Genomic DNA, 25,446 nt, shown 5'->3' with positions numbered 1-25,446 from the left:
GGCGGGCCCGGTGCGCCGACCGGGCCCGCCCACCGCGGCTCACGCGACCTCGGTCACCTCGAAGGCGTCCAGGGTGAACTCGGCGGTGCCGTCCTCGCCCGTCTTGCGCAGCCCGACCCAGGCCTCCCCCTTGTCCGGTGCCGTGAACTCGTAGGTGAGCGTGGTGGGTTCGGTGGCCACGGGCAGTTCCTTGCGGGACAGCTCCTTGGCCTCCGGGTCGTCGGCAGCGGTGATCCAGGCGTACTGGCCGGCCTTCTCGTTCTCGTAGCGGAAGGAGACCCGGTACCGCTTTCCGGGCTCGAAGCGGACGGTGTGCGGGACCGTGCGGTGGACGAGGCCGGTGTTCTCGCCGCGCGACTTGAGCGACTGGGTGCCGTCGACGACGTCGTCGATCGCCTTCCCGTTCCAGCCGCGCTGGGTGTACGGGGCGTGCCGCTGGGCGATGTGGGTGCGCGGGTCGGTGGCGCCGCCCGCGTCGCCCTTCACGAACGGGCCCCAGCCCTGGGGGACGTGCTCGAAGTCCTCATGGGCGACGGTTCCGGCAGGCATGTTCGGTGCGGGCGACTTCACGATACGTACATTGTCGAAGCGGACGCGCGCCGCTCCGGCCGCCGTGCGCAGGGCGAGGATGACGGGGCCGCCGCCGTCCGGGACGGTGAAGTACGTGGTCATCCGCTGGAAGCGGGTGCCGTGCTTGCGGTCCGCGGCGACGTGGTTGCCCGCGGTGGAGGTCTCGGTCCAGTTCGTGGCGCTCACGCCGTCGACGGTGCGCACCTCCAGGGTGGCCCTGCGCCGCTCCCCCGCCTTGGCGCCGACCTCGACCTGCACGGACGCCGCGTAGGAGCCGGGGGCGAGCCTGCTCAGGCGCTGGGAGACGGTGGCGGCGGCGCCCGAGCCGATGACGAGTTCGAAGTCGCCGAGGTCGCTGCGCTCGACCTTGGCGGGTCCGGTGACCGTCCACCCCTTCAGGGAGCCGGAGTTGAAGCCGGGGTCGTGCAGCGGGGTGCCCTGGCCCCAGCCGGGTGCGCGGTCGAGGTCGCTGCGGTCCCGGTAGAGGACGTAGGGCTGGTCGGCCTCGGCCTTCAGCGTCACCTTGCCGCGGGACACGGTGACGTACGAGACGAAGGTGCGGCCCTGGTCGGTGAGCCGGTACAGGGCCACCCGGCTTCTGCCCTCCCACGCGCGCGGGAGACGCCAACTCGTGCTGCCGCCCTTGGGGTTGTAGTGGTAGAGCTTCGCCGGGTCGGTGGCGCGGCGCGGCTCCCACGGCAGCAGGTAGGTGCCGTCGTCGTAGACGAGGCGGTCGTCGGTGGTGATGCGGCGGGCGCCCGAGGCGTCGGTGACGCTGGTGCGGGTGGCGCCGAGGAAGGTGATCTCGTGCTCGCCCCAGGTCTTGATGGGCTGTGCCTGGAGGTACTTGGCGGGCAGCGAGTGCGTCCAGATGAGGCGGTAGAAGTCGGTCCAGTCGGTCTTGCCGGTCCAGCCCTCGAAGTTGCCCATGCGGGCGATGCCGAGGAGCGTCGGCCACTTGTCGGCGAAGACGTCTTTTTGGTGGTTGCGGATGAAGCGGATGAGCTTCGAGTTGATGCCGCGCGACGTGTCGGGGCCGTAGTCGGTCTCGGTGGCCCAGTGGGACCACAGGGACGATCTCTCGAAGCCGTGGCCCCATTCGGACGTGACGTTCCAGCCCTGGTCGCGGAAGGTGCGCTGAAGTCGGTCGGAGGTCCAGCCCGACTCGCGGAACACGTCGATGTAGAGGGTGTTGAGGCCGTCGTCGGCGTCACGGCGCAGGTCGGCGAAGCGCTTGACGATGTCGCCCGAGACGAGGTCGCGGCGCTGGTCGATGCGGTAGCTCTGGTCGAGCCAGTCCCACTGCTCGTTGCTCTTGTCGACGAGCTTCTCGGAGAAGGCGTTCGCGACGGGGTACGACTCGGTGGCGTTCACGTGGACGCCGAAGTCGCTGTTCCACTTCTTGCCCTCGCGGGCCAGGGTGTTGAGGTCGTCGAGGCCGCCGGCGCGGGTGTTGTAGTTGCCCGCGTAGTCGGGGTGCGCGGAGTCGTGGCCCTCGGACTGGTAGCCCTTGAGGAGGGTGTACTGGCGCAGCCCGTCGGTGGCGAGGTGGATGCGTTTGACGTTGTCGAGGGTCGCGAGGAACGGGTTGGTGGCCTGCGAGGCGAAGTTGAACGGGATGTGCGGGACGACGCGCAGGTGCTGCTCGTCGGCGCCGCGCGGGGTGTGGGCGATGTCGCGGAAGGCGATGGCGGCGTCCTGCCAGTCGACCTTGTCGTCGCCGTTGCGGTCGCCGGTGACGATCACCGTCGCGTACGGGAGGGGTTCGGTGGCGTCGACCGGGGAGGTCGCGGCGCGGTGGGTCCACTGTCCTGGGGCGAGGCGGGCCTCGGTGCGGCCGTCGCGGCGTACGGTCTCGCGCCACAGGCGGCCGTTCTCCCAGGTGGTTCCGGCGGCGCCGTCGGGCTTGTCGTAGCTGGTGTTCGTCTCGACGGCGCCGCCGAGCCTGTCGTGGGCGACGACGGCGTACGCGCAGCCGGTGGGTGCCTGTGCGGGGCTGTCGGCGGCCGGAGTGACGAGGGTGTCGCCGCTCTTGGCCTTGTCGAGCTGCACGGTGGCGGCGAGGAGCGCGGCGCCGGGCTGGTCGCTGCGGACGGACAGCAGGGCGAGGCCGGGGAACTGGAGGGTTCCGACGCGCAGTGGGGCCGTGTCGCTGATCTTCGTGACGCGCCAGTCGACCTGCTTGCCGTCGACCGCGATGCGGACGTCGACGGTGGTGCCGCCGGTCAGCGTGAGCCGGTAGTCGGCGTGGTCGGCGGCGGGTGTGCACGTCACCTTCGGGGTGTGCTCGGCGCCGTCGATCAGGAGCGTCGTGACCGGGTCGGGCTGGGCGTGCAGGACGGCGCCGGTGGCGCGCTCGGTGTAGGAGACGACGAGCGGGAAGGCGGTGCTCACGCGGACGTCGAGGTCCTTGGAGCGGAGCACGGCGACGCCGTCGGCGGGGGCCGCGGCGTTCGTGGCGCGGGCGGTGCCCGGCACGCCGAGGCCGAGCGCGACGCCCGCGCCGCCGACCGCGCCCGCGGCGACGAGTGCCCTGCGGGTGGGGCCGGGCGAGACCTCCTTGTGCCCCGAGTCCTGCGGGTTCTGCGACGGCAGGCCTTGCTGCGGCTGCTCGGGCACGGCGCACTCCTTCTCACGGCGGCTTGGCGTGTCGATCACGATGCGCCGGGTGGGGCCGAGGGGCCCATGGACAAAGGGGCGGCAGGTCTTGGATTAATGGCCGTACTCTGGAGTCGCCGGGTCCCGGCCCGGCGGACCCTGGGGGTGCGCGCGTGGCGGACGGCGGACCGGTGGTGCACGGCTATCCGCATCTGGAGACGGTGCGGACGGCGATCACGGCGCTCTACAGGCGCCTCTCCTACGATTCGGTGCACTCGTTCGCGTCGAGTGTGGCCCCGGCGGACGTGGCGTTCGCCGACGCCGACGATCTGTATCTGGGTGTGCAGCGGGTGGCGCGCGAACTGGTGCGGCACTATCGGCTGCCCGATGCCCGGATGATCGTGAGCTTCCGCGAGATGCGGCATGCGGCGAGTGTCGAACTGGCGGCGGGGCCCGAGTACTTCATCGAGCTGAACGACCGGTTCCGTACGCATCGCAGGGACATCGGGGCGGCGCTCGCGCACGAGATCATGCATGTGTATCTGCACCGCCTGGACCTGTCGCTGCCGGGGACGCGGGACAACGAGATCCTCACCGACACGGCGGCCACGTATCTGGGCGCGGGCTGGCTGCTGCTCGACGCGTACCGGGAGGACGCGGCGTCCTCGCAGAAGCTGGGCTATCTGACGCCGGAGGAGTTCGGGTACGTGCTCGCGAAGCGGTCCCTCGTCTTCGGTGAGGGACCTGAGACGTGGTTCACGAGTCCGCAGGCGTTCTCGGCGTACGAGAAGGGGCTGGCACAGGCGCGGCACGACGAGCGGCAGCCGCCGTTGACCGCGGCGGGCTGGGCGGGCCGGCGCCGCTATGCGAAGGACCGCCGGTACGCGCAGGACCACGGCCCGCGTGGCCTCACCCCCGGGGGCCCGTACGCCTTCTCGGCGGGGGAAGGCCCGCAGGGGCGGGGCGGTGGCCTGCGGGTGGCGTTCGCGTGTCCGACGTGCCAGCAGCGGATCCGGGTGCCGGTGCGGGGCCGGGTGCGGGCGCGGTGCGGGCTGTGCCGGACGGTCCTGGAGTGCGACACGTAGGCCGCCCGGCGGGAGAGCGCGGCCGGGCTCCCCCGCCGAACCGCCGCGCCGGTGTCACGAGGCCCCGTACACACCTCCCGGAACGGCCGCGCGTGCCAGCAGCTCGCGGGCCGCGTCCCCGGCGCCCGCCGGTGTCCACCGCTCCTGCTTGTCGACGGTCGGGCCGGGGCTCCAGCCCTCCATCACGGTGATCCGGCCCGCCTCCACCTCGAAGACCCGCCCGGTCACCCCGTCCGCCGCGGCCCCCGAGCCGAGCCATACGACCAGCGGCGACACGTTCTCCGGAGCCATCGCGTCGAAGGCACCGGAGCCGGGCGCCGCCATCGTCTCGGCGAACGTCGCCTCGGTCATACGGGTGCGGGCCGCCGGCGCTATCGCGTTGACCTGCACGCCGTAGCGTCCCATCTCGGCGGCGGCGACCAGGGTCAGGCCGAGGATCCCGGCCTTCGCCGCGCTGTAGTTGCCCTGCCCCACCGATCCCAACAGCCCTGCTCCGGAAGACGTGTTGACGACTCGGGCCGCCGGTGTGCGGCCCGCCTTCGACTCCGCCCGCCAGTACGCGGCGGCGTGCTTGAGCGGCAGGAAGTGGCCCTTGAGGTGGACCCGCAGCACGGCGTCCCAGTCGTCCTCGTCGAGGTTGACGAGCATCCGGTCGCGCAGGAACCCGGCGTTGTTCACCAGCGTGTCCAGGCGCCCGAAGGTGTCGACGGCCGCCGCGACGAGCGAGGCGGCACCTTCGGAAGTGGCTATGTCGGCGCCGTGCGCCACCGCGTCGCCGCCCGCCGCCCGTATCTCCTCGACCACTTGGGCCGCCGGGCTGTCCGGGGCGGGGACGCCGTCCAGGCCCACCCCCAGATCGTTCACCACGACCTTCGCGCCCTCGGCCGCGTACGCGAGGGCGTGTGCGCGCCCGAGTCCGCGCCCCGCTCCCGTGACGGCGACCACCCGCCCCGCGCACAGGCCTCCGTTGTCGCCGTCGACCGGCTTCGCTTCCGTCATCTCACGCCTCCTTGTTGACAGTTGCCGCGTCCAGGAACGCGGGGAGCTCGCCGCCGCCGTGCATCAGCAGGCTCGCCCCGGTGATGTACGAGGCGGCGTCCGAGGCCAGGAACACCGCGGCGTCCCCGACCTCGGCCGGCTCGGCCAGGCGCCCCATGGGCACGGTCGCGCCCACGGCCGCGATGCCGTCCTCGTCCCCGTAGTGCAGTGCGCTCAGTTCCGTACGCACCATGCCGAGCACCAGCGTGTTCACGCGGATGTCCGGCGCCCACTCCACGGCCATGGACCGCGCGAGGTGCTCCAGGCCCGCCTTCGCCGCCCCGTACACCGCGCTGCCCGGTGAGGGGCGGCTGCCGCTGACGCTGCCGATCATCACGATCGAGCCGCGCGCGGCGGCGAGCTTCTCGCGGGCGGCCAGCGACGCGGTCAGCGCCGCCGTCAGGTTCAGCTCGATCACGCGCGCGTGCCGCGCCACGTCCGCCTCCGCGAGCGGGCGGTACGGCGTGCCCCCCGCGTTGTTCACCAGCACGTCCACCCGGTCGAGGCCCGCGAACATCTCCTCCACGGCCGCCGCGTCCCGCAGGTCGACCTGGACGAACTCGCAGCCCTCGACGGGTACTTCTGGGGGTCTGCGGGCGCAGGTGATCACCCGCGCCCCGGCCTTCGCGAAGGCGCCCGCCATCCCGGCACCCACTCCCCTCGTGCCGCCCGTGACGACGACGACCCGACCGCTCAGATCCATCCCGGACCCCTTCCCGACCCTTTCGGGTCCGCTTGCGCCGACCGCTGCCCGACCCATTCCGCTCCCCCTCGCCGCCTGCTACCGTCATCGGCGTACCAAACAAACGTTAGGTGGAAAGGTAGCTGAACGCCATGGGTGTCTCCACCTCCTCACCCGAAAAGGGCATTGCCGTCGTCACGGTCGACTTCCCGCCCGTCAACGCGCTGCCGGTGCAGGGCTGGTACGACGTGGCGGACGCCGTGCGTGCCGCAGGCCGCGATCCCGATGTGCGCTGCGTCGTGCTGACGGCGGCCGAGACCTCCCGCGGGTTCAACGCGGGGGTGGACATCAAGGAGATGCAGCGCGAGAGGGCGGCGGCCGGCGGCGGCCACAGCGCCCTGATCGGCGCCAACCGCGGTTGCTACGAGGCGTTTTCCGCGGTGTACCAGTGCGAGGTTCCGGTGATCGCGGCGGTCGCCGGGTTCTGCCTGGGCGGCGGCATCGGCCTCGTGGGAAACGCGGACGCGATCGTGGCGAGCGACGACGCGACGTTCGGCCTGCCCGAGCTGGACCGGGGCGCGCTCGGCGCGGCCACGCACCTGGCCCGACTCGTCCCGCAGCATCTGATGCGCGCGCTGTTCTACACGTCGCGCACGGCCACGGCCGCGGAGCTGCACGCCCACGGCTCGGTCTGGCAGGTCGTCCCGAGGGATCAACTGCGCGGGGCCGCCCTGGAGCTGGCCCGCGACATCGCCCGCAAGGACGGCTATCTGCTCCGCCTGGCCAAGTCCGCGCTCAACGGGATCGACCCCGTCGACGTGCACCGCAGCTACCGCTTCGAGCAGGGCTTCACCTTCGAGGCGAATCTGAGCGGCGTCGCCGACCGCGTCCGCGACACCTTCGGACAGGAGACCGAGCGATGACCACTGGGGACAAGACCATGACGCCCGACGAGGTGGTCGGGCGGCTGCGCAGCGGCATGACCATCGGCATCGGCGGCTGGGGCTCGCGCCGCAAACCCATGGCGCTGGTACGGGCGTTGCTGCGCAGCGACGTCACGGACCTGACCGTCGTCTCGTACGGCGGCCCGGACGTCGGGCTGCTCGCGGCGGCCGGGAAGATCCGCAAGCTGGTCGCCGCGTTCGCGACGCTGGACTCCATCCCGCTGGAGCCGAACTTCAGGGCGGCGCGCCAGAAGGGCGCGTTCGAGCTGATGGAGATCGACGAGGCGATGTTCATGTGGGGACTGCACGCGGCGGCGAACCGGCTGCCGTTCCTGCCCGTGCGGGCCGGGATCGGCTCGGACGTCATGCGCGTCAACCCGACGCTGCGGACGGTGACGTCGCCGTACGAGGACGGGGAGACGTTCGTCGCGATGCCCGCGCTGCGGCTCGACGCGGCCCTGGTGCACGTGAACCGTGCGGACCGCGCGGGCAACGGCCAGTACCTGGGCCCCGACCCGTACTTCGACGACCTGTTCTGCGAGGCGGCGGACAGCGCGTACGTGTCGTGCGAGCAGCTGGTCGACGGCTTCGCGCCCGACATCGTGCCGCAGACGCTGCTGGTCAAGCGGCATTCCGTGACGGGCGTCGTGGAGACGCCGGGCGGCGCGCACTTCACGTCCTGCGTGCCCGACTACGAACGCGACGAGGCGTTCCAGAAGCTGTACGCGAGCACGCCCTGGCCCGAGTTCGCCGAGCGGTTCCTGCCGCCCGGCGGTGGCGAGAAGCAGTACCAGTCCGCCGTTCAGGCCTGGCACGAGGAGCAGAAGTGACGACCGCACAGGACACCGCTGTGACCCGCGCCGAATACTGCGTGATCGCCTGCGCCGAGGCCTGGCGGGACAACGGGGAGGTGCTGGCCAGCCCCATGGGCCTGATCCCGTCCGCCGGGGCGCGCCTGGCCAAGCGGACCTTCTCCCCCGGACTCCTGCTCACCGACGGCGAGGCGATGGTCGTCGGGCTCGACGGCGCGGCGGAGGGCTGGCTCCCGTACCGGCAGCATCTGACGATGGTGACCGGCGGGAAGCGGCACGTGATGATGGGGGCGAGCCAGCTCGACCGGTTCGGCAATCAGAACATCTCGTGCATCGGCGACTGGGAGCGGCCCGACCGGCAGCTCCTCGGGGTGCGCGGCGCCCCGGTCAACACGCTGAACAATCCGGTGAGTTACTGGGTGCCCAAGCACAGCCGCCGGGTCTTCGTCGAGAAGGTCGACATGATCAGCGGGGTGGGCTACGACAGCGCGGCCGCGGCGGGCCCGTCGGCGACGCGGTTCCATCGCATCCCGCGCGTGGTGACGAACCTGGCCGTCCTGGACTTCGACACGGACGACCACGCGATGCGGCTGGTGTCCGTGCATCCGGGCGTGAGCGTGGCGGAGGCCGAGGAAGCGACGGGGTTCGCGCTGGTGCTCCCCGAGGGCGAGGTGCCGACCACGCGGGAGCCCACGGCCGAGGAGCTGCGGCTGATCCGGGAGGTCATCGACCCCGACTCCAAGCGGAACCTGGAGGTCAAGCCGGTATGACGCCGCCTTCCGAACCGGCGCGGGACTCCGGCGCGTTCACCATCCCCACGGCGCTGACCCGGCTGACCGGCGTGCGCCATCCCCTCGTGCAGACCGGCATGGGGTGGGTCGCGGGGCCGCGCCTGGTGTCGGCGGCGGCCAACGCGGGGGCGCTCGGCATCCTCGCGTCCGCCACCATGACGCTCGACCAGCTCCGCTCCGCCGTGCGCGAGGTGAAGTCACGCACGGACCAGCCCTTCGGGGTGAACCTGCGGGCCGACGCGGGGGACGCGCGCGAGCGGGTCAAGGTGATCGTCGAGGAGGGCGTGAAGGTCGCCTCGTTCGCGCTGGCCCCCTCGCGCGAGCTGATCGCCGAGCTGAAGGACGCGGGCGCCGTCGTGATCCCGTCGATCGGGGCGCGCCGGCACGCCGAGAAGGTCGCGGCGTGGGGCGCGGACGCGGTGATCGTGCAGGGCGGCGAGGGCGGCGGGCACACCGGTGAGGTGGCGACGTCGGTGCTGCTGCCGCAGGTGGTGGACGCCGTCGACATCCCGGTGGTCGGGGCGGGCGGCTTCCGCGACGGGCGGGGCCTGGTCGCGGCGCTGGCCTACGGGGCGGCCGGGGTCGCCATGGGCACGCGGTTCCTGCTGACGTCGGACTCGACGGTGCCGGACGCGGTGAAGGCGAAGTACCTCGCGGCGAGCGTCAAGGACGTCACGGTGACGACGGCGGTGGACGGGCTTCCGCACCGCATGCTGCGTTCGGAGCTGGTCACCTCCCTGGAGAACGCGGGCCGCACGCGCGCGTTGCTGCAGGCCGTGCGCCGCGCCGCGGGCTTCAAGAAGCTCTCGGGGCTGAGCTGGCCGCAGATGGTGCGCGACGGCCTCGCCATGAAGCACGGCAAGGACCTCACCTGGAGCCAGGTCCTGCTGGCCGCGAACACCCCGATGCTCCTGAAGGCCTCCATGGTCGAGGGCCGTACCGACCTCGGCGTCATGGCCTCAGGGCAGGTGGCGGGACTCATCGAGGACCTGCCCAGCTGCGCGGAGCTGGTCGACCGCGTGATGACCGAGGCCCGCAAGACCCTGGAGTCCCTCCCCACCCCACCCTGACGGGCAGCCAACTGCCCGCATCCACAAGGGAGTTCATGTATGTCGCACACGTACAGAACAGGGCACATCGACAGCACGGAGAACACCGGCGCGGCGGCGCTCTCGCGGCGCCGTGCGCTCGGCGCCGCGCTCGGCACGGCCGCGGCGCTCGCCGCGGTCCCCGCCGTCGCGGCGGCCGCGCCGGGCAGGCCGGCCACCGGTGGCATCCGGCAGATCCCGCTCGAAGGGGCGGTGAACGTCCGGGACATCGGCGGCTACCGCGCGCGGGGCCACGGCCGGGTCCGGCACGGTCTCGTCTACCGGGCCGACGCGCTGAGCGAACTCACCGACGCGGACGTGGCGCGGATCGCCGGTCTGCGCCTCGCCGAAGTGGTCGATTTCCGGGTGCCGTTCGAGGTGCGGACCGACGGTGCCGACCGGCTGCCCGCCGGGCTCGCGGTGACCACGCGGTCGGTCTCCGACGGCGGCCAGTACGAGCGGATGATGGCCGCGATCGGGTCCAAGGACCCGGCCGTGCAGCAGGAGGCGCTGGGGGACGGCAAGGCGGCCGCCGCGATGCGCACCACGTACCGGATGTTCGTGACGGACGCGGCCAACCGTGCGCGGTTCGCGGCGACGCTCCGGGACGCGGCGTCCGGGGGGTCCGGTGCGCTGCTCTACCACTGCACGTCGGGCAAGGACCGGACGGGCTGGATGACGTACGTCCTGCTGAGCCTGCTGGGGGTGGATCAACGGGCCGCGGTGGGCGACTACTTGGCGTCGAACACGTTCCGTGCCGCGCATGACGCCCAGGTTCGGGAGGGGTTGCGGCAGGCGGGGCTCATGCAGCATCCGGAGCTGCTGATTCCTGTCCAGGAGGTGCGGATGGCGTATCTGGACGCCGCGCGTGATCAGGTGCGGAGGGCGTTTGGCAGTTTGGGGCGGTATGTGACGGAGGGGCTTGGGGTGGAGCGGGGGGTGGTTGAGGTGTTGCGGAGGCGGCTGGTGAGGTGACGTGTCGCGCCGCGGCGGAGCCGAGGTCGCGGGGCTGAATTGTCTTGGCCCGGCGTCCCGTTGCGCCCCAACGGGGCCGAGGTCGCGGGGTTCCGCCCCGGACCCCGCGCCTCAAGCGCCGGCGGGGCTTGATTTGCTCACCCAGCGGCCCCGTCGCGGCCCAACAGGGCCGAGGTCGCGGGGCTCCGCCCCGGACCCCGCGCCTCAAGCGCCGGCGGAACTTGATTTGCTCACCCGTCGACGAGGCCCGAGATGGATGCCGGGAGCTGGATCAAGCCGCCTGGCGAGGGCCCCGGGGGCCGCGGCCGCGGCGGGGGCCGGCTGTGGTGGAGCCCGGCTGGCCGCCGTTGGACGAGGGGGAGCGGCGACGGCCGCCGTTGGGCGAGGCCGTGCGCTGGCCCTCGGGGGTCGCGCCGTTGCCCGAGCCGCCGCGGGAGCGGCGCGAACGGCGCGGCTTCGAGGCCGCGGCGGGCGCCGTCGGCTCCGGCACGGCGATGGCCACGGCGACACCGGACGGCTCGCGCGCGCCGGTGATCTCCGCCAGCTCCTCGTCCGTGGAGCGGACCTGCGTCGTCTGCGGCTTGATCTTCGCGTCGCGCATCAGGCGCTGCACGTCGCGCTTCTGCTCGGGCAGGACCAGCGTGACGACGCTGCCGGACTCACCGGCGCGGGCGGTGCGGCCGCCGCGGTGCAGGTAGTCCTTGTGCTCGGTGGGCGGGTCGACGTTGACGACGAGGTCGAGGTCGTCGACGTGGATGCCGCGCGCCGCGACGTTCGTGGCGACGAGCGCGGTGACCCGGCCGTCCTTGAACTGCTCGAGGGTGCGGTTGCGCTGCGGCTGGCTGCGCCCGCCGTGCAGCGGCGCCGCGTACACGCCGGTGGCGAGGAGCCGCTTGGCGAGCCGGTCGGCGGAGCGCTTGGTGTCGACGAAGAGGATGACGCGGCCGTCGCGAGCGGCGATGCGCGCGGTGACGGCCTTCTTGTCGGTCTCGTCGGCGATGTGCAGGACGTGGTGCTCCATCGTCGTCACCGCGCCCGCGGACGGGTCGACGGAGTGGACCACCGGGTCGTTGAGGAACTGCTTGACCAGGCGGTCGACGTTCTTGTCGAGCGTCGCCGAGAAGAGCATGGTCTGGCCGCCCGGCTCGACCTGCTTCAAGAGCGCGGTGACCTGCGGCATGAAGCCCATGTCGGCCATCTGGTCGGCCTCGTCGAGCACCGTCGTGCGCACCGAGCCGAGCACGCAGTCGCCGCGCTCGATGAGGTCCTTGAGGCGCCCGGGGGTGGCGACGACGACCTCGGCGCCGCGGCGCAGCGCGCCGGCCTGGCGGGAGATCGACATGCCGCCGACGACGGTCGCGAGGCGCAGCTTGAGCGCGCTCGCGTACGGGGTGAGGGCGTCGGTGACCTGCTGCGCGAGCTCACGCGTGGGGACGAGGACGAGCGCGAGAGGGGACTTCGGCTCGGCCTTGGCGCCGGTGGTGTGGGTGAGCAGCGGGAGGCCGAAGGCGAGGGTCTTGCCGGAGCCGGTGCGGCCGCGACCGAGGAGGTCCCGTCCGGCGAGCGAGTTGGGGAGCGTCGCGGCCTGGATGGGGAACGGCTCGGTGACGCCCTGCTCGCCCAGCGTCTTCAGGAGGGCGGCCGGCATGTCGAGCTCGGCGAAGCTCTCCACCGCGGGCAGTGCGGGAGTGGTGTTCTCCGGCATGGTGAACTCGGCGGGCGGCGTGGACTGCGGCCGACGGCGCTGCTCCGGGGCGCGACGCTGCCCGGCTGCGGGGCGGGAGCGGCGGGAAGCCTGGGGCTGCGACGCGGAGCGTCCCGACGAGGAGCGGCGGTCGGACGACGGGCGGGGAGAACTGGCCATGCGGCGATGCCTTCCGGGACGGGACAGCAGGAACCGGGGCCCGCACCGTTGCGGTGCGGGCCCCGGCCCGGTGATGCTCGATCCGACGACCGCCGGGTCAGCCCGGCGGGGTCGATTGATCTACGAGCGAGATCAGGCGGGGAGGATGTTCTCCGCCTGCGGGCCCTTCTGGCCCTGCGTGACGTCGAACGTCACCTTCTGGCCCTCCTGGAGCTCACGGAAGCCCGAGGTGGCGATGTTGGAGTAGTGGGCGAAGACGTCGGCGCCGCCGCCGTCCTGCTCGATGAAGCCGAAGCCCTTTTCCGAGTTGAACCACTTAACGATACCGGTGGCCATGTCGTTCTCCTTAAGAACAGGTAGCAGCCCCCATTCCGAGAACGCCCAGGTGAACGCCGGATACCGGGAATAAAACCCCGGGAAAAACAATAATGCGCCTGAGGAACATTCCCGTCAGGCGCACATAAAGTCTATGGGTACCAAAACTGCAACGTCATGAATCCTAGCACGCGAGGTCACCGCACCGCGATCCCGTCCAGAACCATCGACAGATACTGGCGCGCGATCTCCTCGGGGCTGTGCCGCCCGCCGGGCCGGTACCAGGAGGCCGCCACCCAGACGGTGTCGCGCACGAAGCGGTAGGTGAGGCGGATGTCGAGGTCGGCGCGGAAGACCTGTTCGTCGACGCCGCGCTCCAGGGTGGTCAGCCAGGTCTTCTCGAACCTGCGCTGCGATTCGGCGAGGAACCCGAAGCGTTCCTGCGCGACGAGCTGCTGGGACTCCCGCTGGTAGATGGCGACGGCGGCGCGGTGCCGGTCGATCTCCCGGAAGGACTCGGTGACCAGCGCCTCCAGCGTTTCCCTGGGTCCGAGTGCGTCGTCGAGCACGGTGTCGTAGCCGGACCACAGCTCGTCGAGGAAGGTCCGCAGGATCTCCTCCAGCATCGATTCCTTGGAGTCGAAGTGGTAGTAGAGGCTGCCGGCGAGCATGCCCGCGTGGTCGGCGATCTTGCGGACGGTCGTGGCGTTGTAGCCCTGCTCGGCGAAGACCTCGGCGGCGGTGCGCAGGAGTTCGCCGCGCCGTTCGGGCGCGGCGTTCGTCGACTGGGACTTCTTCTTCGTAGGCACGGGCCCATTGTCCCGGGCGTCACAGCCACTGGGCGAAGAGGTCCGTCGTTTCCTGGTCCGTGCCGAAGCGGCCGGTGCCGAAGGCGGAGCGGAAGAAGAGGAGCGGGCGACCGTCGGCGCGCGGGACGGTGAGCGAGGTGACGCGGCCGATGACGATCTCGTGGTCGCCGCCGTCGATGGTGCGTTCGAGCTCGCATTCCAGCTGGGCGAGGGCGCCGTCGATCAGGACGCTGCCGCCGTCCCGCCCGATGCGCCGGCCGAGGCCCGCGAACTTGTCGGGGCCGCGGGAGCCGAGGGTGCGGCACAGGGCGCGCTGGTCCTCGGCCAGGACCGAGATCCCGAAGCGGCCGGCGGGGGCGATCCGCGCCCAGCTGGTCGACGTACGGGCGACGCAGACGAGGACGAGGGGCGGGTCGAGGGAGAGGGAGGTGAAGGACTGGCAGGCGAGGCCCGCCGGGTCGCCGGCCTCGTCGAGGCCGGCGACGACGGTGACGCCGGAGGCGAACCGGGACAGGGCGTCCCGGAACTCCCCCGCGTCGACGGGCGGCGCCATGGTGCTGCTCAGCCGTTCCACTCGTGGCCCCACAGGGAGTCGGCGGTGATCTCCTTGGTCACCCAGGTCTCCGGGTCGACGACCAGGCCGTCCCAGCCGTACTCGACCTGGAAGCCGCCGGGCGCCTGGGCGTAGAAGGACACCATGTGGTCGTTGGAGTGCCGCCCCAGGGAGGAGGCGATGGGGTAACCGGCCTTCTTCATGCGGTCGAGGCCGTGGCCGACGTCGTCCAGCTGCTCCAGTTCGACCATGAAGTGGACGATGCCGGGCGGCAGGGCGCCCGGGTAGAGGCCGAGGCTGTGGTGGCGGCGGTTCGGGGACAGGAAGTACATGCGGTACATGTCCTGGCCGGGCTTGCCGGTGGGGACGGCGACCGGCGGGAGCTGCATGGAGTCGCGCAGCTGGAAGCCGAGGAGGTTCTCGTAGAAGTCGACGGCCTCCTCGATCTCGACGGCCGGGAGGACGACGTGGCCGAGGCCGAGGTCGCCCGCGCCCGCCTTCTTGTCGGTGCCGGTGACGAAGCGGTTGCCGTAGGGCGCGGCGAGCGGGGTGTGGTCCTGGGCCTGGCCCCAGTAGATCTCCAGTGGGTTGCCCGCGGGGTCGCTGACGTGGATCAGGCCCTGGACGCGGCGGTCGGCGAGGGTGGCGGCGTCGGCCTGCTTCACGGCGTGGCCGGCCGCCTCCAGCTCCTGGGCCGCGAGGGCCAGCGCGCGGTCGTTCGCGACCTCGAATCCGGCCGCGATCAGCCGGTCCTGGGTGCCGGCGACGAACTGGAAGCGGTGGATGCGGTCATCGATGCGGACGTTGAGCTGGGTGTCCGTGCTGCCCTGGGCCTCGGTCATGCCGAGGATGTCGAGGACGTAGGTGCGCCAGGCGGCGAGGTCGGCCGTCTCGATGCGCAGATAGCCGAGTGCGCGGATGTCCATCCGTAACTCCCCTGAGGATTGGGCGGGTTGGCGTCAGTGGGTGAAGAAGTCGATGGCGAGGCGGTTGAACTCGTCGGCCTTCTCGGTCTGCGCCCAGTGGCCGCACTTGGGGAAGACGTGCAGGCGGGCGTTGGGCATCGTCTTGAGGGCCACGAACGCGCCGTCGATCGGGTTGACGCGGTCCTCGCGGCCCCAGGTCAGCAGCGTCTCGTGGGTGATCCTTCCGGCGTCGCGCCAGATCTGGGTGCGCTCGGCCCACTCCGGGGTGGCGAAGGAGGCGCCCATGCGGGCCGTACCGAGGCGGACGTCGGGGTCGATGGCGCGCTGGTAGCGCTCCTCGACGAAGGCGTCCGTGACGATCGACCGGTCGTAGGCGAGGGTGGTCAGGAACGCCCGCATCTGCTCGCGGGTCGGCTCGGCCGCGGTGTTGAACTCGAAGAGCTGCCGGATGCCCTCGGTGGGGTCGGCGTGGAAGAGATTCAGGAAGATGCCGCCGGGGCCCATGAGGAGGAGCTTGCGGGCGCGGTCGGGGAAGTCGAGGGCGAGCCGGGCCGCGGTGCCGCCGCCGAGCGAGTTGCCCACGAAGTCGGCCTGCCGGATGCCGAGTTCGTCCATGAAGGCCACCGTGAAGCGGGCGGAGGCCGTCCAGTAGTCGGCGTCGAGCTCGGGCTTGTCGCTGGCGCCGAAGCAGACCTGGTCGAGGAGGATGGTGCGGAAGCCCGCGGCGGCGAGGACCGGCAGGTTGGCGCCGAAGTTGGACCAGCCGCTCGCGCCCGGACCGCCGCCGTGCAGGAAGATCACGGAGGGCCCGTCCGCGGGTCCTGCCTGGTGGTAGGCGAGTTGGATGCCGCCCGCCTTCACCAGGCGGCGGGTGTTGTCCGCTGTGTACGAGGTGGTGGTCACAGCATCACGTCCTGGATCTCCAGGCCGAGGGCGTCCTGGCCGTGGATGAGCAGGGCCCGCTCGGGGTCGTTGGCGGCGTGGCCGCGCCCGGTGTGAACGTCGCGCCAGGCGCGCTGGACGCCGGCCGGGCCCGCGCCCGTGCGCATCGCGTTGCCGCCCGCGTTCTCCATCAGCAGGTCGACGGCGGCCGCGGCGCGCTCGGTGGCGAGAACCTGGTCGCGGCGGGCGCGGGCACGCAGCTCGGTGGGCAACGGGGCGCCCGCGCAGGCCAGTTCGTACATCTCGGCGATGTTGCCGCGCAGCTGCCGCCAGGCCGCGTCGATGTCGCTGGCGGCGCGGGCGAGGCGGATCTGCGCGAACGGGTCCTCGGCGACCTTCTGGCCGTAGCTGACGCGGATCCGCTCGCGGGTCGCGGCGACGAAGCCGTTCCAGGCGCCCTGGGCGATGCCGACGATCGGGGTGGAGATGGTGGTGGTGAAGACGCTCGCGTACGGGAGCCGGTACAGCGGGTCGGGGTTGACCTCGGCGCCGGGTGGGGTGAGGGCGGTGACGGGGCCGAAGGAGAGCGCGCGGTGCTCGGGGACGAAGACGTCGTCGACGACGATGTCGTTGGAGCCGGTGCCGCGCAGGCCGACGGTGTCCCAGACATCCTTGATCTCGTAGTCGGAGATCGGCAGCAGGAACGAGCGCATGTCGACGAGGTTGCCGTCGGCGTCGGGCACGAGCGCGCCGAGGATCACCCACGTGGCGTGGTCGCAGCCCGACGAGAAGTGCCAGCGACCCGAGAGCCGGAAGCCGCCGTCGACGGGGGTGACCTTGCCGGTGGGAGCGTACGAGGAGGAGATGCGGGTGTCGGCTCGTTCGCCGTTCTCGCCCCACACCTCGTCCTGCGCCCGCTTCTCGTAGAGGCCGACGTGCCAGGGGTGGACGCCGACGACGGAGGCGACCCAGCCGGTGGAGCCGCAGGCCTGGGCGATCTCCTTGACGGCGTCGTAGAAGACGGTGGGGTCGGCGGCGTACCCGCCGTAGCGCTTGGGCTGGAGGAGACGGAAGAAGCCGGTCGCGGCCAGTTCCTTGACGGTGGCCTCGGGGACCTTGCGCAGTTCCTCCGCCTCCGCGGCGCGCTCCGCGATGGCGGGCAGGAGGGCACGGACCGAGGCGAGGACGTTTGTGGTGGTGGGGTCGGTCATGTCGGCGACGCTAAGCGGCTCCGCCGGGGGGTGGACAGGTGCGGTTCCCGGTCAGTGGGAAGGGGGCGTCCTCCTACGTCGCGGGGCTCCGCCCCGGACCCCGCGCCTCAATCGCCGGCGGGGCTTATTGTGCCCGGTCTCTTCCCACGTCAGCGGCCGCCGTGGCAAGGTCCACTCGACGGTCCGTGCCCAATTCTACGGGGGTGTGCTGTGCTCGAAACGGCCCTGGAGGCAGGTGCTCCGCTGTCTCTCCTGGAGAAGGCGGAGAAGGTCCTCGCGGCCTTCGACGGCGGACGCGGCCGGCTGTCGCTGACCGAGATCATCCACCGTTCCGGCCTGTCGCGGTCGTCCGCGCACCGCATCCTCGACCAGCTGGTGAAGCTGCGCTGGCTGGACCGGGAGGGCCGGGGCTACCGGCTCGGGCTTCGCATGCTGGAGCACGGCGGTCTCGCCGCGCACCACAACCGGCTGATCCGCGCGGCGATCCCGCATCTGGACGCGCTGCACGAGGCCACCGGCAAGCTCGTCCAGCTGTACGTACTGGACGGTGTGACGGACGTGGTGTGTCTGGAGCGGGCCGGTTCGCTGCCGCAGTCGGTGGGGGACGCGACGGACCGGGCGTACCCGGTGCGGATCGGGGCGCGGCTGCCCGCGCACGCCACGGCGGCGGGCAAGGCGATCCTGGCGTTCGGCGACAAGGACGACATCGAGCGGGTGGTCGCGGCGGGCCTGCGGCCGCGCACACACCGCACGGTGACGCGGCCCGACGTGTTCTGCTCGGAGCTGTCGCGGGTGCGCACTTCGCAGATCGCGTACGACCGCGGGGAGACCTTCTCCGGCCTCGTGTGCTCGGCGGTGCCGCTGCGCGGTGCGGGCCGGGCGGTGGCCGCCGTGTCGCTCGGTTCGCTGGGCGGGCTGCGGCCGTTGGAGCTGGCGGCGCCGCTGTTGCAGGGGGCGGCGCGGGCGATCTGGCGGGATCTGAACGGCCCCGGGCGGGCGGCGCGGCACGCGCCCGCCCCGGACGTGACGCCGCAGGACGCGGCGGTGGACCGCACGATCCCCAATCTGCTCGGGTGGGTGCGGTCCGACTCCTGGATGTGACGCGGGGCTACGCCCCCGGGTGCCACACCTTCGGCCAGTCGGTACCGCGCAGTCGGGCGTCGAGGCCGCCGTCCGCGAAGAAGACGGAGCCGACGCAGTACGCGGACTTCGGGGAGAGCAGGAACTCGACGAGGTCGGCGATCTCCTCGGGCCTGCCCGCCCGGCCCGCGGGGATCGCGGCGAGGAACTGCCGGATGCCCTCGGCGGTCGCCGGGTCCTCGGCGGCGGCGCGGGTCATCGGGGTGTCGATGTAGCCGGGTGCGACCGCGTTGAGGCGGATGCCGTCGGCCTGGTGGTCGGCGGCGCGGGTGCGGGCGTACCAGGCGAGTGCGGCCTTGGTGGCCGGGTAGGCGCCGATGCCGCCGTCCCGCGCGCCGGCCTCGTCGGCGACGCGGCGGGCCTCGGCCTCGTCCCCGGCGAGACAGGCCGCGGCGACCTGTTCCGGCCAGTCGGGCTGCGTGGTCGTCGAGTTGGAGGAGGCGAGGACGACGGACGAGGTTCCGGCGGCGGCGAGTGCCGGGCGCAGGCCCTCCAACAGGCGGATCGCGCCGAAGTAGTTGACGGACACGAGCAGGCTGGAGGGGCGTCCTGCGCCGCCCGCGAGACCGGCGAACGGCAGCAGGCCGTCGAGTCTGCCGTCGCTGAGCCGGAGGATCTCGGCGACGGCGTGGGCGCGGCCCCCGTCGTCGCCGAGGTCGGCGGTGACGTCGGCGTTCTTGAGGTCGACGCCGATGACCCTGTGGCCCTGTGTGCGCAGCCGTTCGGTGAGCGTGGCACCCATGCCGGAACCGGCTCCGGTGACGGCGATCGTGGACATGTGCTCCTCCTGCCGTCCGGACGCTGGGCCGCCCGGACCTTCGTCAGTACTCGACCCGTACATGATCCGTCGTCGGCAGCGCCTGGCAGGCGAGGGTGTAACCCTCCGCGAGGTCCTCGGCGTCGAGCACCTCGTTGTGCCGCAGGGTCACCGTGCCCTCCACCACCCGGCATGTACAGGCCGCGCAGGCGCCCTCGCGGCACGAGTACGGGGCCGGGACGCCCGCCGCGAGGAGCGCGTCGAGGAGCGGGGTGTGCTCGTCGCCCGGCGCCTCGTGGGTCCGCCCGTACAGCTCGGCGGTGACCGTGACCGTGGATCCCACGGGGGCGGGCGCGGTGAACACGTCGCCGGACAGGGTGAAGTACCGCTCCCGGTGCACGGCGGGCGCGCCCGCCTCGCGCAGCACGTCCTCCGCCCCGTCCATGAGCGGCTGCGGTCCGCACAGATAGGCGGTGCGGCCGGCCGCGAGCGGGGTGAGGAGGGCGCCGAGCGCGGCCCGGGTGGGCAGGCCCTGGAGGGTTTCCAGCCAGTGGACGACCGCGAACCGGCCGGGGTGTTCGTCCGTCAGGCCCCACAGGGCGTCCCGGAAGATCACCGAGTCCTGGTCGCGGTTGGCGTAGACGAGGGTGACGGTGCCGGTGCCCGCGGCGAGCACGGAGCGGGCGATGGACAGGCAGGGGGTGATGCCGCTGCCGCCCGCGAGCAGCAGCACGTCCTCGTCGAGGGAGGCGGGCGTGAAGGTCCCGGCGGGCGGCAGGCACTCCAGGGCGTCACCGGGCCGCACCTCGTCGCACACCCACCCGGAGCCGGCCCCGCCCGGCACCTTCTTCACGGTGACGCGCAGCGCCTCCCCGGTGTGCGGGGAGGAGGCGAGGGAGTAGCAGCGGGCGCCGCCGCCGGGGATCCGCAGGGTGAGGAACTGGCCTGGCAGATAGGCGAGTTCGGGGGCGTCGAGGACGAGGGAGACCGCGTCGGCGGTCTCCCGCACGACCTCGGCGACCCGCAGCGTGAGCAGCCCCGTCACGGGTTCGGCGAGGTCAGCGCTGGTCACGTCGGGTCACCTCCAGACGCCCTTCGTCGACGGCCCGGTCGATGGACGCGCGCAGCTGGGGGCAGCCCTGCGCGTCGAGGCGCGGGCAGCCGGCCGACGCGGCGCGCGTCCACTGGATCTGGAGGTGGTACGGGCTGTACTTCTCGCAGAGCACCTGGCTGCCGCAGGTGCCGCAGCCGACAGGGGTCATGCCCCGCCTCCGGTGATGTACGAGGTGACGCCGCCCGCCTTGAGGTTCTCCTCGGCCTCGGCGCGCCAGTTGTCGTTGGCGTGCCGGGTGTCCAGCTCGAACTCGAAGCGGTCCGTCATCTCCTCCTTGACGTCGGCGGCGTCGACGTAGAACTGCTCGTACCAGCGCCGCAGTTGATAGACCGGGCCGTCCTCCTCGGTGAGGAGCGGGTTGTCGATGCGGGTCTTGTTCCTCCAGATCTCGACGTCCTGCTCGAAGCCGACGGCGAGGCCCTCGCTGGTGTCGCGGGCGGCCTCGGTGGCCTCCTCGTCGCTCATGCCGGGCAGTTTCTTGACCATGGCGCCGTACATGAGGACGAACTTGTCGGGGCCGACCGGGTAGTGGCAGTTGATGAGGACGGTCTCCATCTCGGTGCCCGGCGCGACCTCCGCGTACAGCCAGTCGATCATGTACGAGGGGCCGAAGTAGGAGGCCTCGGAGCGCAGTCCGCCGGAGGCGGAGAGGGTGCCGAGGTCGACGTCGGGGCGGGGCTCGGACTTCATGTACTGGGTGGCGACGTGGCCCTCGAAGACGTTCTTGAAGAACACCGGGAACGAGTAGTGCACGTAGTAGAAGTGCGCCATGTCGACGACGTTGTCGACGATCTCGCGGCAGTTGGTGTCGATGGTGACGGAGTTCCACTGCCAGTCGGACCAGAGGGTGGTCTCCTCGGACGGGCCGTGGATTCCGGCGAGTTCGGGGATGTCCTGGTCGGCGGGCGGCGGGTTGCCCTCGGGGTCGTGCCAGACGAACAGCTGCCTGTTGCGCTCCAGAGCGTGCCAGGTGCGGGTCTTGGCGCGGGGCGGGACGCGGCGGGCGTAGGGGATCTCGCGGCAGCGGCCGTTGCCGCCCCAGCGCCAGTCGTGGAAGGGGCAGGCGAGGGTGTCGCCCTTGACGGTGCCGTGGGCGAGGTTGCCGCCCATGTGCGGGCAGAACGCGTTGAGGACGTGGAGCCGGTGGTCCTCGGCGCCTTCGAAGACGACGAGGGTGGTGCCGAACGCCTCGATCTCGTGCGGCTTTCCGTCGCGGAACTCGGCGGCGAGGCCGATGCAGTGCCAGCCGCGGGCGAAGCGGGTGGGGGCGGCGCCGGTGTCGATGACACGTACGTCCTGGGTGGTCGTCATGGCGGCATCAGGCTTTCTGTGAGAGAGCGACGGCGATGTCGATGAGCTGGTCCTCCTGGCCGCCGACGAGCCTCCGGCGGCCTGCCTCCAGGAGGATGTCGGTGGCGCTGACCCTGTAGTGGGCGGCCTGGCGCTCGGCGTGCTTGAGGAACGAGGAGTACAGGCCGGCGTAGCCGATGAGCAGGGAGTTCCGGTCGAGGAGGCACTCGTCGGCCATGATCGGGCGGATCTCGTCCTCGGCCGCGTCGATGATCTTCAGTACGTCGATGCCGGTGCGCCAGCCGGAGCGCTCGGCGACCGCGGCCCACGCCTCGGTCGGGGTGTTGCCCGCGCCCGCGCCGAAGCGGCGGGTGGAGGCGTCGATCTGGCGGGCGCCCGCGCGGACGGCGGCGATGGAGTTGCCGACGCCGAGACCCAGGTTCTCGTGGCCGTGGAAGCCGACCTGCGCGTCGTCGCCGAGTTCGGCGACGAGCGCGGAGACGCGGTCGGTGACGCCGTCCATGAGGAGGGCGCCCGCGGAGTCGACGACGTATACGCACTGGCAGCCCGCGTCGGCCATGATGCGGGCCTGCTTCGCCAGGTTCTCCGGGGTGGTGGAGTGGGCCATCATCAGGAAGCCGACGGTCTCCAGGCCCGTCTCGCGGGCGAGCCGGAAGTGCTGCTCGCTGACGTCGGCCTCGGTGCAGTGGGTGGCGACGCGGCAGATCTGCGCGCCGTTCCCGTGCGCCTCGCGGATGTCGTCCTTGGTGCCGAGGCCGGGAAGCATCAGGAAGGCGATCTTCGCGTTGACGGCCGTGTCGACCGCCGTCTTGATGAGTTCCTGCTCGGGCGTGTGCGAGAAGCCGTAGTTGAAGGAGGAGCCGCCGAGTCCGTCGCCGTGGGTGACCTCGATGACGGGGACACCGGCCGCGTCGAGGGCGCCGACGACGGTGCGCACCTGGTCGGTGGTGAACTGGTGGCGGTGGGCGTGCGAGCCGTCGCGGCAGAAGGAGTCCGTGACACGGAGGTCCAGGTCGGCCGAGTAGGGCTTGTCCAACGTGCGGGCAGGGCTGGTCACTTGGCGGTCCCCTTCGCGAACTCCTCGCCGACCTTGGTCGCGGCGGCGGTCATGATGTCGAGGTTTCCTGCGTACGGCGGCAGGAAGTCGCCCGCGCCCTCGACCTCGAGGAACAGGGCGACGCGGGCCATGCCGCCGTTCTCGGGGCGGGCCACGTCGAACTGCGGGTCCGCGCGCAGCCGGTAGCCGGGCACGTACGCGGCGACCTGGGCGGCGACGTCCTTGACGCTGCGCACGATCGCCTCGTGGTCGGCGTCCTCGGGGATGGCGCAGAAGACGGTGTCGCGCATGATGACGGGCGGCTCGGCGGGGTTGAGGATGATGATCGCCTTGCCGCGCTCGGCGCCGCCGATGTCCTCGATGCCGCGCGAGGTGGTGCGGGTGAACTCGTCGATGTTCTGCCGGGTGCCGGGGCCCGCGGAGACGGAGGCGACGGACGCCACGATCTCCGCGTACTTCACCGGGACGACCCGGGACACCGCGTACACCATGGGAATGGTTGCCTGGCCGCCGCAGGTGACCATGTTGACGTTGTCGGCGGCGAGGTGGGCGGTGAGGTTGGCGGGCGGCACGACACCGGGGCCGACGGCGGCCGGGGTGAGGTCGATCGCCTTGATGCCGGCTTCCTTGTAGCGGGGCGCGTTGGCCGCGTGCACGTACGCGCTGGTCGCCTCGAAGACCAGGTCGGGGAGTTCGTCCTGAGCGAGCAGCCGATCGACGCCTTCGTGGCTGGCGTCGAGCCCGGCGGCATGCGCCTTGGCGAGGCCCTCGCTCGCCGGGTCGACGCCGACCATCCAGCGCGGCTCGATGTGCTCGGAGCGCAGGAGTTTGTAGAGCAGGTCGGTTCCGATGTTGCCGGAGCCGACGATGGCGGCGGTCGCCTTCTTCGTCATACGGGACCTCACTTGACTCACGTGACTCACTTGGTGAACGTCAGGGACACCGGGCCGAGCCCGGTGAAGTCGGCGGTGTACGTGCGGCCCGGCGCCACGTCGACGGCCCGGGTGCAGGAGCCGGGCAGGATCAGGTGTCCGGCCTCCAGGCGCACCCCGAACCGGGCGACCGTGCGGGCGAGCCAGGCGACGGACTCGGCTGGGTCACCGAGGACGGCGTCGCCGCGCCCGGACGCGAGCGCCGCGCCCGTGTCGTCGCTGAGGTGCGCCTCCACGTCCCTGAGGTCGAGGTCGCCGATCGGCCGGCCCGCGCCGGTCACGTATCCGGCGGAGGAGGCGTTGTCGGCGATGGTGTCGGCGATCGCGATGCGCCAGTCCGCGATCCGGGAGTCGATCAACTCCAGGGCGGGCACGACGCGTTCGGTGGCGGCGCGGACGTCGGCCGCGGTGCACTCCTCGCCGGGCAGCGCCGCGCCGAGCACGAAGCCGATCTCGACCTCGACGCGCGCCGCGCAGTACCGGCCGACGGGCACGGGTTCGTCCTCGGACAGCTCCATCGTGGACAGGAGGTGGCCGTAGTCGGGTTCGTCGACGCCCATCATCCGCTGCATCACGGGGGACGACAGGCCGACCTTGTGGCCGCGGACTCTCTCGCCCGCGGCGAGGCGCTCGCGGATGCCGATGAGCTGGATCTCGTAGGCGTCCTCGGCGGTGATGCCGTCGAAGGTCTCGGTCAACGGACGGATCGGCGAGCGCGCGGCCTCCGCCGCCGCCAGCGCATCGGCGGCCTTGCGCCGCTCGGCTTCCGTGAGCATCGGGCCCGCTCCTCGCTGCTGGGTTGCTCGGGTGCGGTGACCGTAGGCGGCGCGCGAGGGCGGCGGCGACGGCGTGTTCCCGGTGAGCGGGAAGCCGTGGCTGACCGGGTGGCGGCGGCTCTGCGAGCCTCCCCGGCGTGACCGAGTTCCCACAGAAGGGGCACGCCGGATGACCGGGTACAGCAGGGAGCAGGAGGAGCTGCGGTCGGCGGTGCGCCAGGTGCTCGCCGCCCATGAGGGCGCGGCGGCCTGGGCGCCGCTGGCCGGGCGGGTCGGGGTGGCGGGGCTCGCAATCCCCGAGGAGTACGGGGGTTTCGGCGCGGGCGATGGTGAACTCGCGGTCGTCGGCGCGGAGTTGGGGCGGGTGCTGAGTCCCGTGCCGTTTTTGGACGGCGCGGTGCTCGTGCCGCGGGCGCTGACGGCGAGCGGGGACGGCGCGGCGTGCGCGCGGCTGCTTCCGGGGCTCGCGGAGGGGGCGCGGACGGCTTCCCTCGCGTGGGCCGAGGACGGCGGCGCGGACTGGGACCCGGGCCGGACGCGCACGCAGGCGACCCTCGACCGGGGCGTGTGGCGGCTGTCCGGCGCGAAGGTGCATCTGCTCGCGCCCGGCGACGACTTCCTGGTGGTGGCGCGCACGGAGAGGCACGGCCCGAGCCTGTTCCACGTCCCGGCGGCGGCGGACGACGTGCGCCTCTCGCAGGTGCCCGTGATGGACGGGACCCGGCCGCAGTGGCGCCTGGACCTGCTGCGCACACCGGCCGAGCCGGTGGGTGAACTCGGCGATGCGGAGCGCGTGTTGACCGAGGTCCTGGAGGCGGGCTCCCTCGTGCTCGCGGCCGACGCGGTGGGCGGTGCGTCGGCGGTCTTCGAGCTGACGCTGCGGTACGCGAAGGAGCGCGAGCAGTTCGGCCGGCCCATCGGCTCGTTCCAGGCGGTCAAGCACCGCCTGGCCGATCTGTTCACGGAGCTGGAGTCGGCCCGCTCGCTGCTCCTTGCCGCCGCGCACGGCGACGTACCCGCGGGTGCCGCGAAGGCCGTGTGCTGCGAGACGTACGAGCACGTCGCCGGCGAGGCGATCCAGCTGCACGGCGGCATCGCCATCACCTGGGAGCACCCCGCCCACCGCTTCTTCAAGCGCGCCCACTCCACGGCCCGCCTGCTCGGCTCCCCTGCCTGGCACCGCGGACGCCTGGCCCTCGCCTGACCACCCACAACC

The 25,446-nt window shown here is 72.2% G+C and carries 25 protein-coding genes; 8 read left to right on the top strand and 17 right to left on the bottom strand.

Annotation, left to right across the window (positions count from 1 at the left end; all coding sequences use genetic code 11):
• Window positions 1–39 precede the first annotated feature (39 nt).
• Complete coding sequence (locus ACIA8D_RS22845; RefSeq protein ID WP_399234877.1) at window positions 40–3,165, bottom strand: endo-alpha-N-acetylgalactosaminidase family protein; 3,126 nt, start codon at window positions 3,163–3,165, stop codon at window positions 40–42.
• Between the two features lie 176 nt (window positions 3,166–3,341).
• On the opposite strand from ACIA8D_RS22845, the gene ACIA8D_RS22840 reads away from it, so the two are divergent.
• The gene (locus ACIA8D_RS22840; protein WP_399234854.1) at window positions 3,342–4,253 is read left to right on the top strand and encodes a hypothetical protein; all 912 of its coding nucleotides are present in this window, start codon (window positions 3,342–3,344) and stop codon (window positions 4,251–4,253) included.
• A gap of 54 nt (window positions 4,254–4,307) precedes the next feature.
• Here ACIA8D_RS22840 and ACIA8D_RS22835 read toward each other — a convergent pair whose 3' ends face one another.
• Window positions 4,308–5,252, bottom strand: a complete 945-nt coding sequence (locus ACIA8D_RS22835; RefSeq protein ID WP_399234852.1) for an SDR family oxidoreductase — start codon at window positions 5,250–5,252, stop codon at window positions 4,308–4,310.
• A 1-nt stretch (window position 5,253) separates the two neighbouring features.
• A complete protein-coding gene (locus ACIA8D_RS22830; RefSeq protein WP_399234850.1) occupies window positions 5,254–5,994 on the bottom strand; it encodes an SDR family oxidoreductase in 741 nt (246 codons plus the stop codon).
• A 131-nt stretch (window positions 5,995–6,125) separates the two neighbouring features.
• On the opposite strand from ACIA8D_RS22830, the gene ACIA8D_RS22825 reads away from it, so the two are divergent.
• From ACIA8D_RS22825 to ACIA8D_RS22805, 5 genes are read left to right on the top strand one after another with little or no spacing between them, the layout of a single operon-like run.
• Window positions 6,126–6,896: an enoyl-CoA hydratase family protein gene (locus ACIA8D_RS22825; protein ID WP_399234848.1), complete on the top strand. Its 771-nt coding sequence runs from the start codon at window positions 6,126–6,128 to the stop codon at window positions 6,894–6,896.
• Entirely contained in the window at window positions 6,893–7,747 is an 855-nt protein-coding gene (locus tag ACIA8D_RS22820) for a CoA transferase subunit A (RefSeq protein WP_399234847.1), read from the top strand. The genes ACIA8D_RS22825 and ACIA8D_RS22820 overlap by 4 nt, the downstream gene beginning before the upstream one ends.
• The gene (locus ACIA8D_RS22815; RefSeq protein WP_399234844.1) at window positions 7,744–8,499 is read left to right on the top strand and encodes a CoA-transferase subunit beta; all 756 of its coding nucleotides are present in this window, start codon (window positions 7,744–7,746) and stop codon (window positions 8,497–8,499) included. The genes ACIA8D_RS22820 and ACIA8D_RS22815 overlap by 4 nt, the downstream gene beginning before the upstream one ends.
• A 41-nt stretch (window positions 8,500–8,540) precedes the next feature.
• Window positions 8,541–9,590, top strand: a complete 1,050-nt coding sequence (locus tag ACIA8D_RS22810; protein ID WP_399234875.1) for an NAD(P)H-dependent flavin oxidoreductase — start codon at window positions 8,541–8,543, stop codon at window positions 9,588–9,590.
• A 39-nt stretch (window positions 9,591–9,629) separates the two neighbouring features.
• Window positions 9,630–10,583, top strand: coding sequence for a tyrosine-protein phosphatase (locus ACIA8D_RS22805; RefSeq protein ID WP_399234842.1), 954 nt, complete (start codon window positions 9,630–9,632; stop codon window positions 10,581–10,583).
• Window positions 10,584–10,854: 271 nt separating this feature from the next.
• Here ACIA8D_RS22805 and ACIA8D_RS22800 read toward each other — a convergent pair whose 3' ends face one another.
• The 7 genes from ACIA8D_RS22800 to hsaA all read right to left on the bottom strand — a co-directional run bounded on the left by ACIA8D_RS22800 (window position 10,855) and on the right by hsaA (window position 17,143).
• Complete coding sequence (locus ACIA8D_RS22800; RefSeq protein WP_399234839.1) at window positions 10,855–12,447, bottom strand: DEAD/DEAH box helicase; 1,593 nt, start codon at window positions 12,445–12,447, stop codon at window positions 10,855–10,857.
• Between the two features lie 132 nt (window positions 12,448–12,579).
• Complete coding sequence (locus tag ACIA8D_RS22795) at window positions 12,580–12,783, bottom strand: cold-shock protein (RefSeq protein WP_266720703.1); 204 nt, start codon at window positions 12,781–12,783, stop codon at window positions 12,580–12,582.
• Between the two features lie 176 nt (window positions 12,784–12,959).
• Window positions 12,960–13,571, bottom strand: coding sequence for a TetR/AcrR family transcriptional regulator (locus tag ACIA8D_RS22790; protein ID WP_399234837.1), 612 nt, complete (start codon window positions 13,569–13,571; stop codon window positions 12,960–12,962).
• 19 nt (window positions 13,572–13,590) lie between these two features.
• Window positions 13,591–14,145: a flavin reductase family protein gene (locus ACIA8D_RS22785; RefSeq protein WP_399234834.1), complete on the bottom strand. Its 555-nt coding sequence runs from the start codon at window positions 14,143–14,145 to the stop codon at window positions 13,591–13,593.
• Window positions 14,133–15,050 (bottom strand): VOC family protein, encoded by a 918-nt coding sequence (locus ACIA8D_RS22780; RefSeq protein ID WP_399234833.1) that lies wholly within the window; start codon window positions 15,048–15,050, stop codon window positions 14,133–14,135. The genes ACIA8D_RS22785 and ACIA8D_RS22780 overlap by 13 nt, the downstream gene beginning before the upstream one ends.
• A gap of 33 nt (window positions 15,051–15,083) precedes the next feature.
• Window positions 15,084–15,953 carry a 4,5:9,10-diseco-3-hydroxy-5,9,17-trioxoandrosta-1(10),2-diene-4-oate hydrolase gene (hsaD, locus tag ACIA8D_RS22775; protein WP_399234831.1) on the bottom strand — a complete coding sequence of 290 codons (870 nt, stop codon included), beginning with the start codon at window positions 15,951–15,953 and terminating at the stop codon, window positions 15,084–15,086.
• A complete protein-coding gene (hsaA, locus tag ACIA8D_RS22770; protein ID WP_399234830.1) occupies window positions 15,950–17,143 on the bottom strand; it encodes a 3-hydroxy-9,10-secoandrosta-1,3,5(10)-triene-9,17-dione monooxygenase oxygenase subunit in 1,194 nt (397 codons plus the stop codon). Before hsaA ends, hsaD begins: the two co-directional genes overlap by 4 nt.
• 210 nt (window positions 17,144–17,353) lie before the next feature.
• Here hsaA and ACIA8D_RS22765 point away from each other — a divergent pair, with 210 nt between their 5' ends.
• Window positions 17,354–18,244, top strand: coding sequence for an IclR family transcriptional regulator (locus ACIA8D_RS22765; RefSeq protein WP_399234828.1), 891 nt, complete (start codon window positions 17,354–17,356; stop codon window positions 18,242–18,244).
• Between the two features lie 7 nt (window positions 18,245–18,251).
• On the opposite strand, the gene ACIA8D_RS22760 is transcribed toward ACIA8D_RS22765, so the two are convergent.
• Genes ACIA8D_RS22760 through ACIA8D_RS22730 form a run of 7 tightly spaced genes read right to left on the bottom strand, consistent with a single transcriptional unit; the run spans window position 18,252 to window position 24,230 of the window.
• Window positions 18,252–19,061 carry an SDR family oxidoreductase gene (locus ACIA8D_RS22760; RefSeq protein ID WP_399234827.1) on the bottom strand — a complete coding sequence of 270 codons (810 nt, stop codon included), beginning with the start codon at window positions 19,059–19,061 and terminating at the stop codon, window positions 18,252–18,254.
• Between the two features lie 43 nt (window positions 19,062–19,104).
• Window positions 19,105–20,112: a 2Fe-2S iron-sulfur cluster-binding protein gene (locus tag ACIA8D_RS22755; RefSeq protein ID WP_399234825.1), complete on the bottom strand. Its 1,008-nt coding sequence runs from the start codon at window positions 20,110–20,112 to the stop codon at window positions 19,105–19,107.
• Complete coding sequence (locus tag ACIA8D_RS22750) at window positions 20,099–20,302, bottom strand: hypothetical protein (protein WP_399234823.1); 204 nt, start codon at window positions 20,300–20,302, stop codon at window positions 20,099–20,101. The genes ACIA8D_RS22755 and ACIA8D_RS22750 overlap by 14 nt, the downstream gene beginning before the upstream one ends.
• A complete protein-coding gene (locus ACIA8D_RS22745) occupies window positions 20,299–21,465 on the bottom strand; it encodes a Rieske 2Fe-2S domain-containing protein (protein WP_399234822.1) in 1,167 nt (388 codons plus the stop codon). Before ACIA8D_RS22745 ends, ACIA8D_RS22750 begins: the two co-directional genes overlap by 4 nt.
• Before the next feature lie 7 nt (window positions 21,466–21,472).
• Window positions 21,473–22,522 carry a 4-hydroxy-2-oxovalerate aldolase gene (gene dmpG, locus ACIA8D_RS22740; RefSeq protein ID WP_399234821.1) on the bottom strand — a complete coding sequence of 350 codons (1,050 nt, stop codon included), beginning with the start codon at window positions 22,520–22,522 and terminating at the stop codon, window positions 21,473–21,475.
• Entirely contained in the window at window positions 22,519–23,415 is an 897-nt protein-coding gene (locus tag ACIA8D_RS22735) for an acetaldehyde dehydrogenase (acetylating) (protein WP_399234820.1), read from the bottom strand. The genes dmpG and ACIA8D_RS22735 overlap by 4 nt, the downstream gene beginning before the upstream one ends.
• A gap of 26 nt (window positions 23,416–23,441) precedes the next feature.
• Window positions 23,442–24,230: a 2-keto-4-pentenoate hydratase gene (locus tag ACIA8D_RS22730; protein WP_399234818.1), complete on the bottom strand. Its 789-nt coding sequence runs from the start codon at window positions 24,228–24,230 to the stop codon at window positions 23,442–23,444.
• Between the two features lie 169 nt (window positions 24,231–24,399).
• Here ACIA8D_RS22730 and ACIA8D_RS22725 point away from each other — a divergent pair, with 169 nt between their 5' ends.
• Window positions 24,400–25,434: an acyl-CoA dehydrogenase family protein gene (locus tag ACIA8D_RS22725; RefSeq protein WP_399234816.1), complete on the top strand. Its 1,035-nt coding sequence runs from the start codon at window positions 24,400–24,402 to the stop codon at window positions 25,432–25,434.
• Window positions 25,435–25,446: the final 12 nt, after the last annotated feature.

Source organism: Streptomyces sp. NPDC051684 (assembly GCF_044453445.1).
In the GTDB taxonomy this organism is placed as follows: domain Bacteria; phylum Actinomycetota; class Actinomycetes; order Streptomycetales; family Streptomycetaceae; genus Streptomyces.
Note: the sequence above shows the minus strand (reverse complement) of the source record. Positions and strands in the feature narration are given on the sequence as shown.

What these genes read in the sequence shown, in the direction of transcription:
- ACIA8D_RS22795 (WP_266720703.1), bottom strand. Translation starts at nt 12,783, where the DNA reads ATGGCCACCGGTATCGTTAAGTGGTTCAACTCGGAAAAGGGCTTCGGC.
- ACIA8D_RS22745 (WP_399234822.1), bottom strand. Translation starts at nt 21,465, where the DNA reads ATGACGACCACCCAGGACGTACGTGTCATCGACACCGGCGCCGCCCCC.
- ACIA8D_RS22780 (WP_399234833.1), bottom strand. Translation starts at nt 15,050, where the DNA reads ATGGACATCCGCGCACTCGGCTATCTGCGCATCGAGACGGCCGACCTC.
- ACIA8D_RS22830 (WP_399234850.1), bottom strand. Translation starts at nt 5,994, where the DNA reads ATGGATCTGAGCGGTCGGGTCGTCGTCGTCACGGGCGGCACGAGGGGA.
- ACIA8D_RS22725 (WP_399234816.1), top strand. Translation starts at nt 24,400, where the DNA reads ATGACCGGGTACAGCAGGGAGCAGGAGGAGCTGCGGTCGGCGGTGCGC.
- ACIA8D_RS22760 (WP_399234827.1), bottom strand. Translation starts at nt 19,061, where the DNA reads ATGTCCACGATCGCCGTCACCGGAGCCGGTTCCGGCATGGGTGCCACG.
- hsaA (WP_399234830.1), bottom strand. Translation starts at nt 17,143, where the DNA reads ATGACCGACCCCACCACCACAAACGTCCTCGCCTCGGTCCGTGCCCTC.
- ACIA8D_RS22750 (WP_399234823.1), bottom strand. Translation starts at nt 20,302, where the DNA reads ATGACCCCTGTCGGCTGCGGCACCTGCGGCAGCCAGGTGCTCTGCGAG.
- ACIA8D_RS22800 (WP_399234839.1), bottom strand. Translation starts at nt 12,447, where the DNA reads ATGGCCAGTTCTCCCCGCCCGTCGTCCGACCGCCGCTCCTCGTCGGGA.
- ACIA8D_RS22835 (WP_399234852.1), bottom strand. Translation starts at nt 5,252, where the DNA reads ATGACGGAAGCGAAGCCGGTCGACGGCGACAACGGAGGCCTGTGCGCG.
- ACIA8D_RS22805 (WP_399234842.1), top strand. Translation starts at nt 9,630, where the DNA reads ATGTCGCACACGTACAGAACAGGGCACATCGACAGCACGGAGAACACC.
- ACIA8D_RS22825 (WP_399234848.1), top strand. Translation starts at nt 6,126, where the DNA reads ATGGGTGTCTCCACCTCCTCACCCGAAAAGGGCATTGCCGTCGTCACG.
- ACIA8D_RS22735 (WP_399234820.1), bottom strand. Translation starts at nt 23,415, where the DNA reads ATGACGAAGAAGGCGACCGCCGCCATCGTCGGCTCCGGCAACATCGGA.
- ACIA8D_RS22730 (WP_399234818.1), bottom strand. Translation starts at nt 24,230, where the DNA reads ATGCTCACGGAAGCCGAGCGGCGCAAGGCCGCCGATGCGCTGGCGGCG.
- ACIA8D_RS22820 (WP_399234847.1), top strand. Translation starts at nt 6,893, where the DNA reads ATGACCACTGGGGACAAGACCATGACGCCCGACGAGGTGGTCGGGCGG.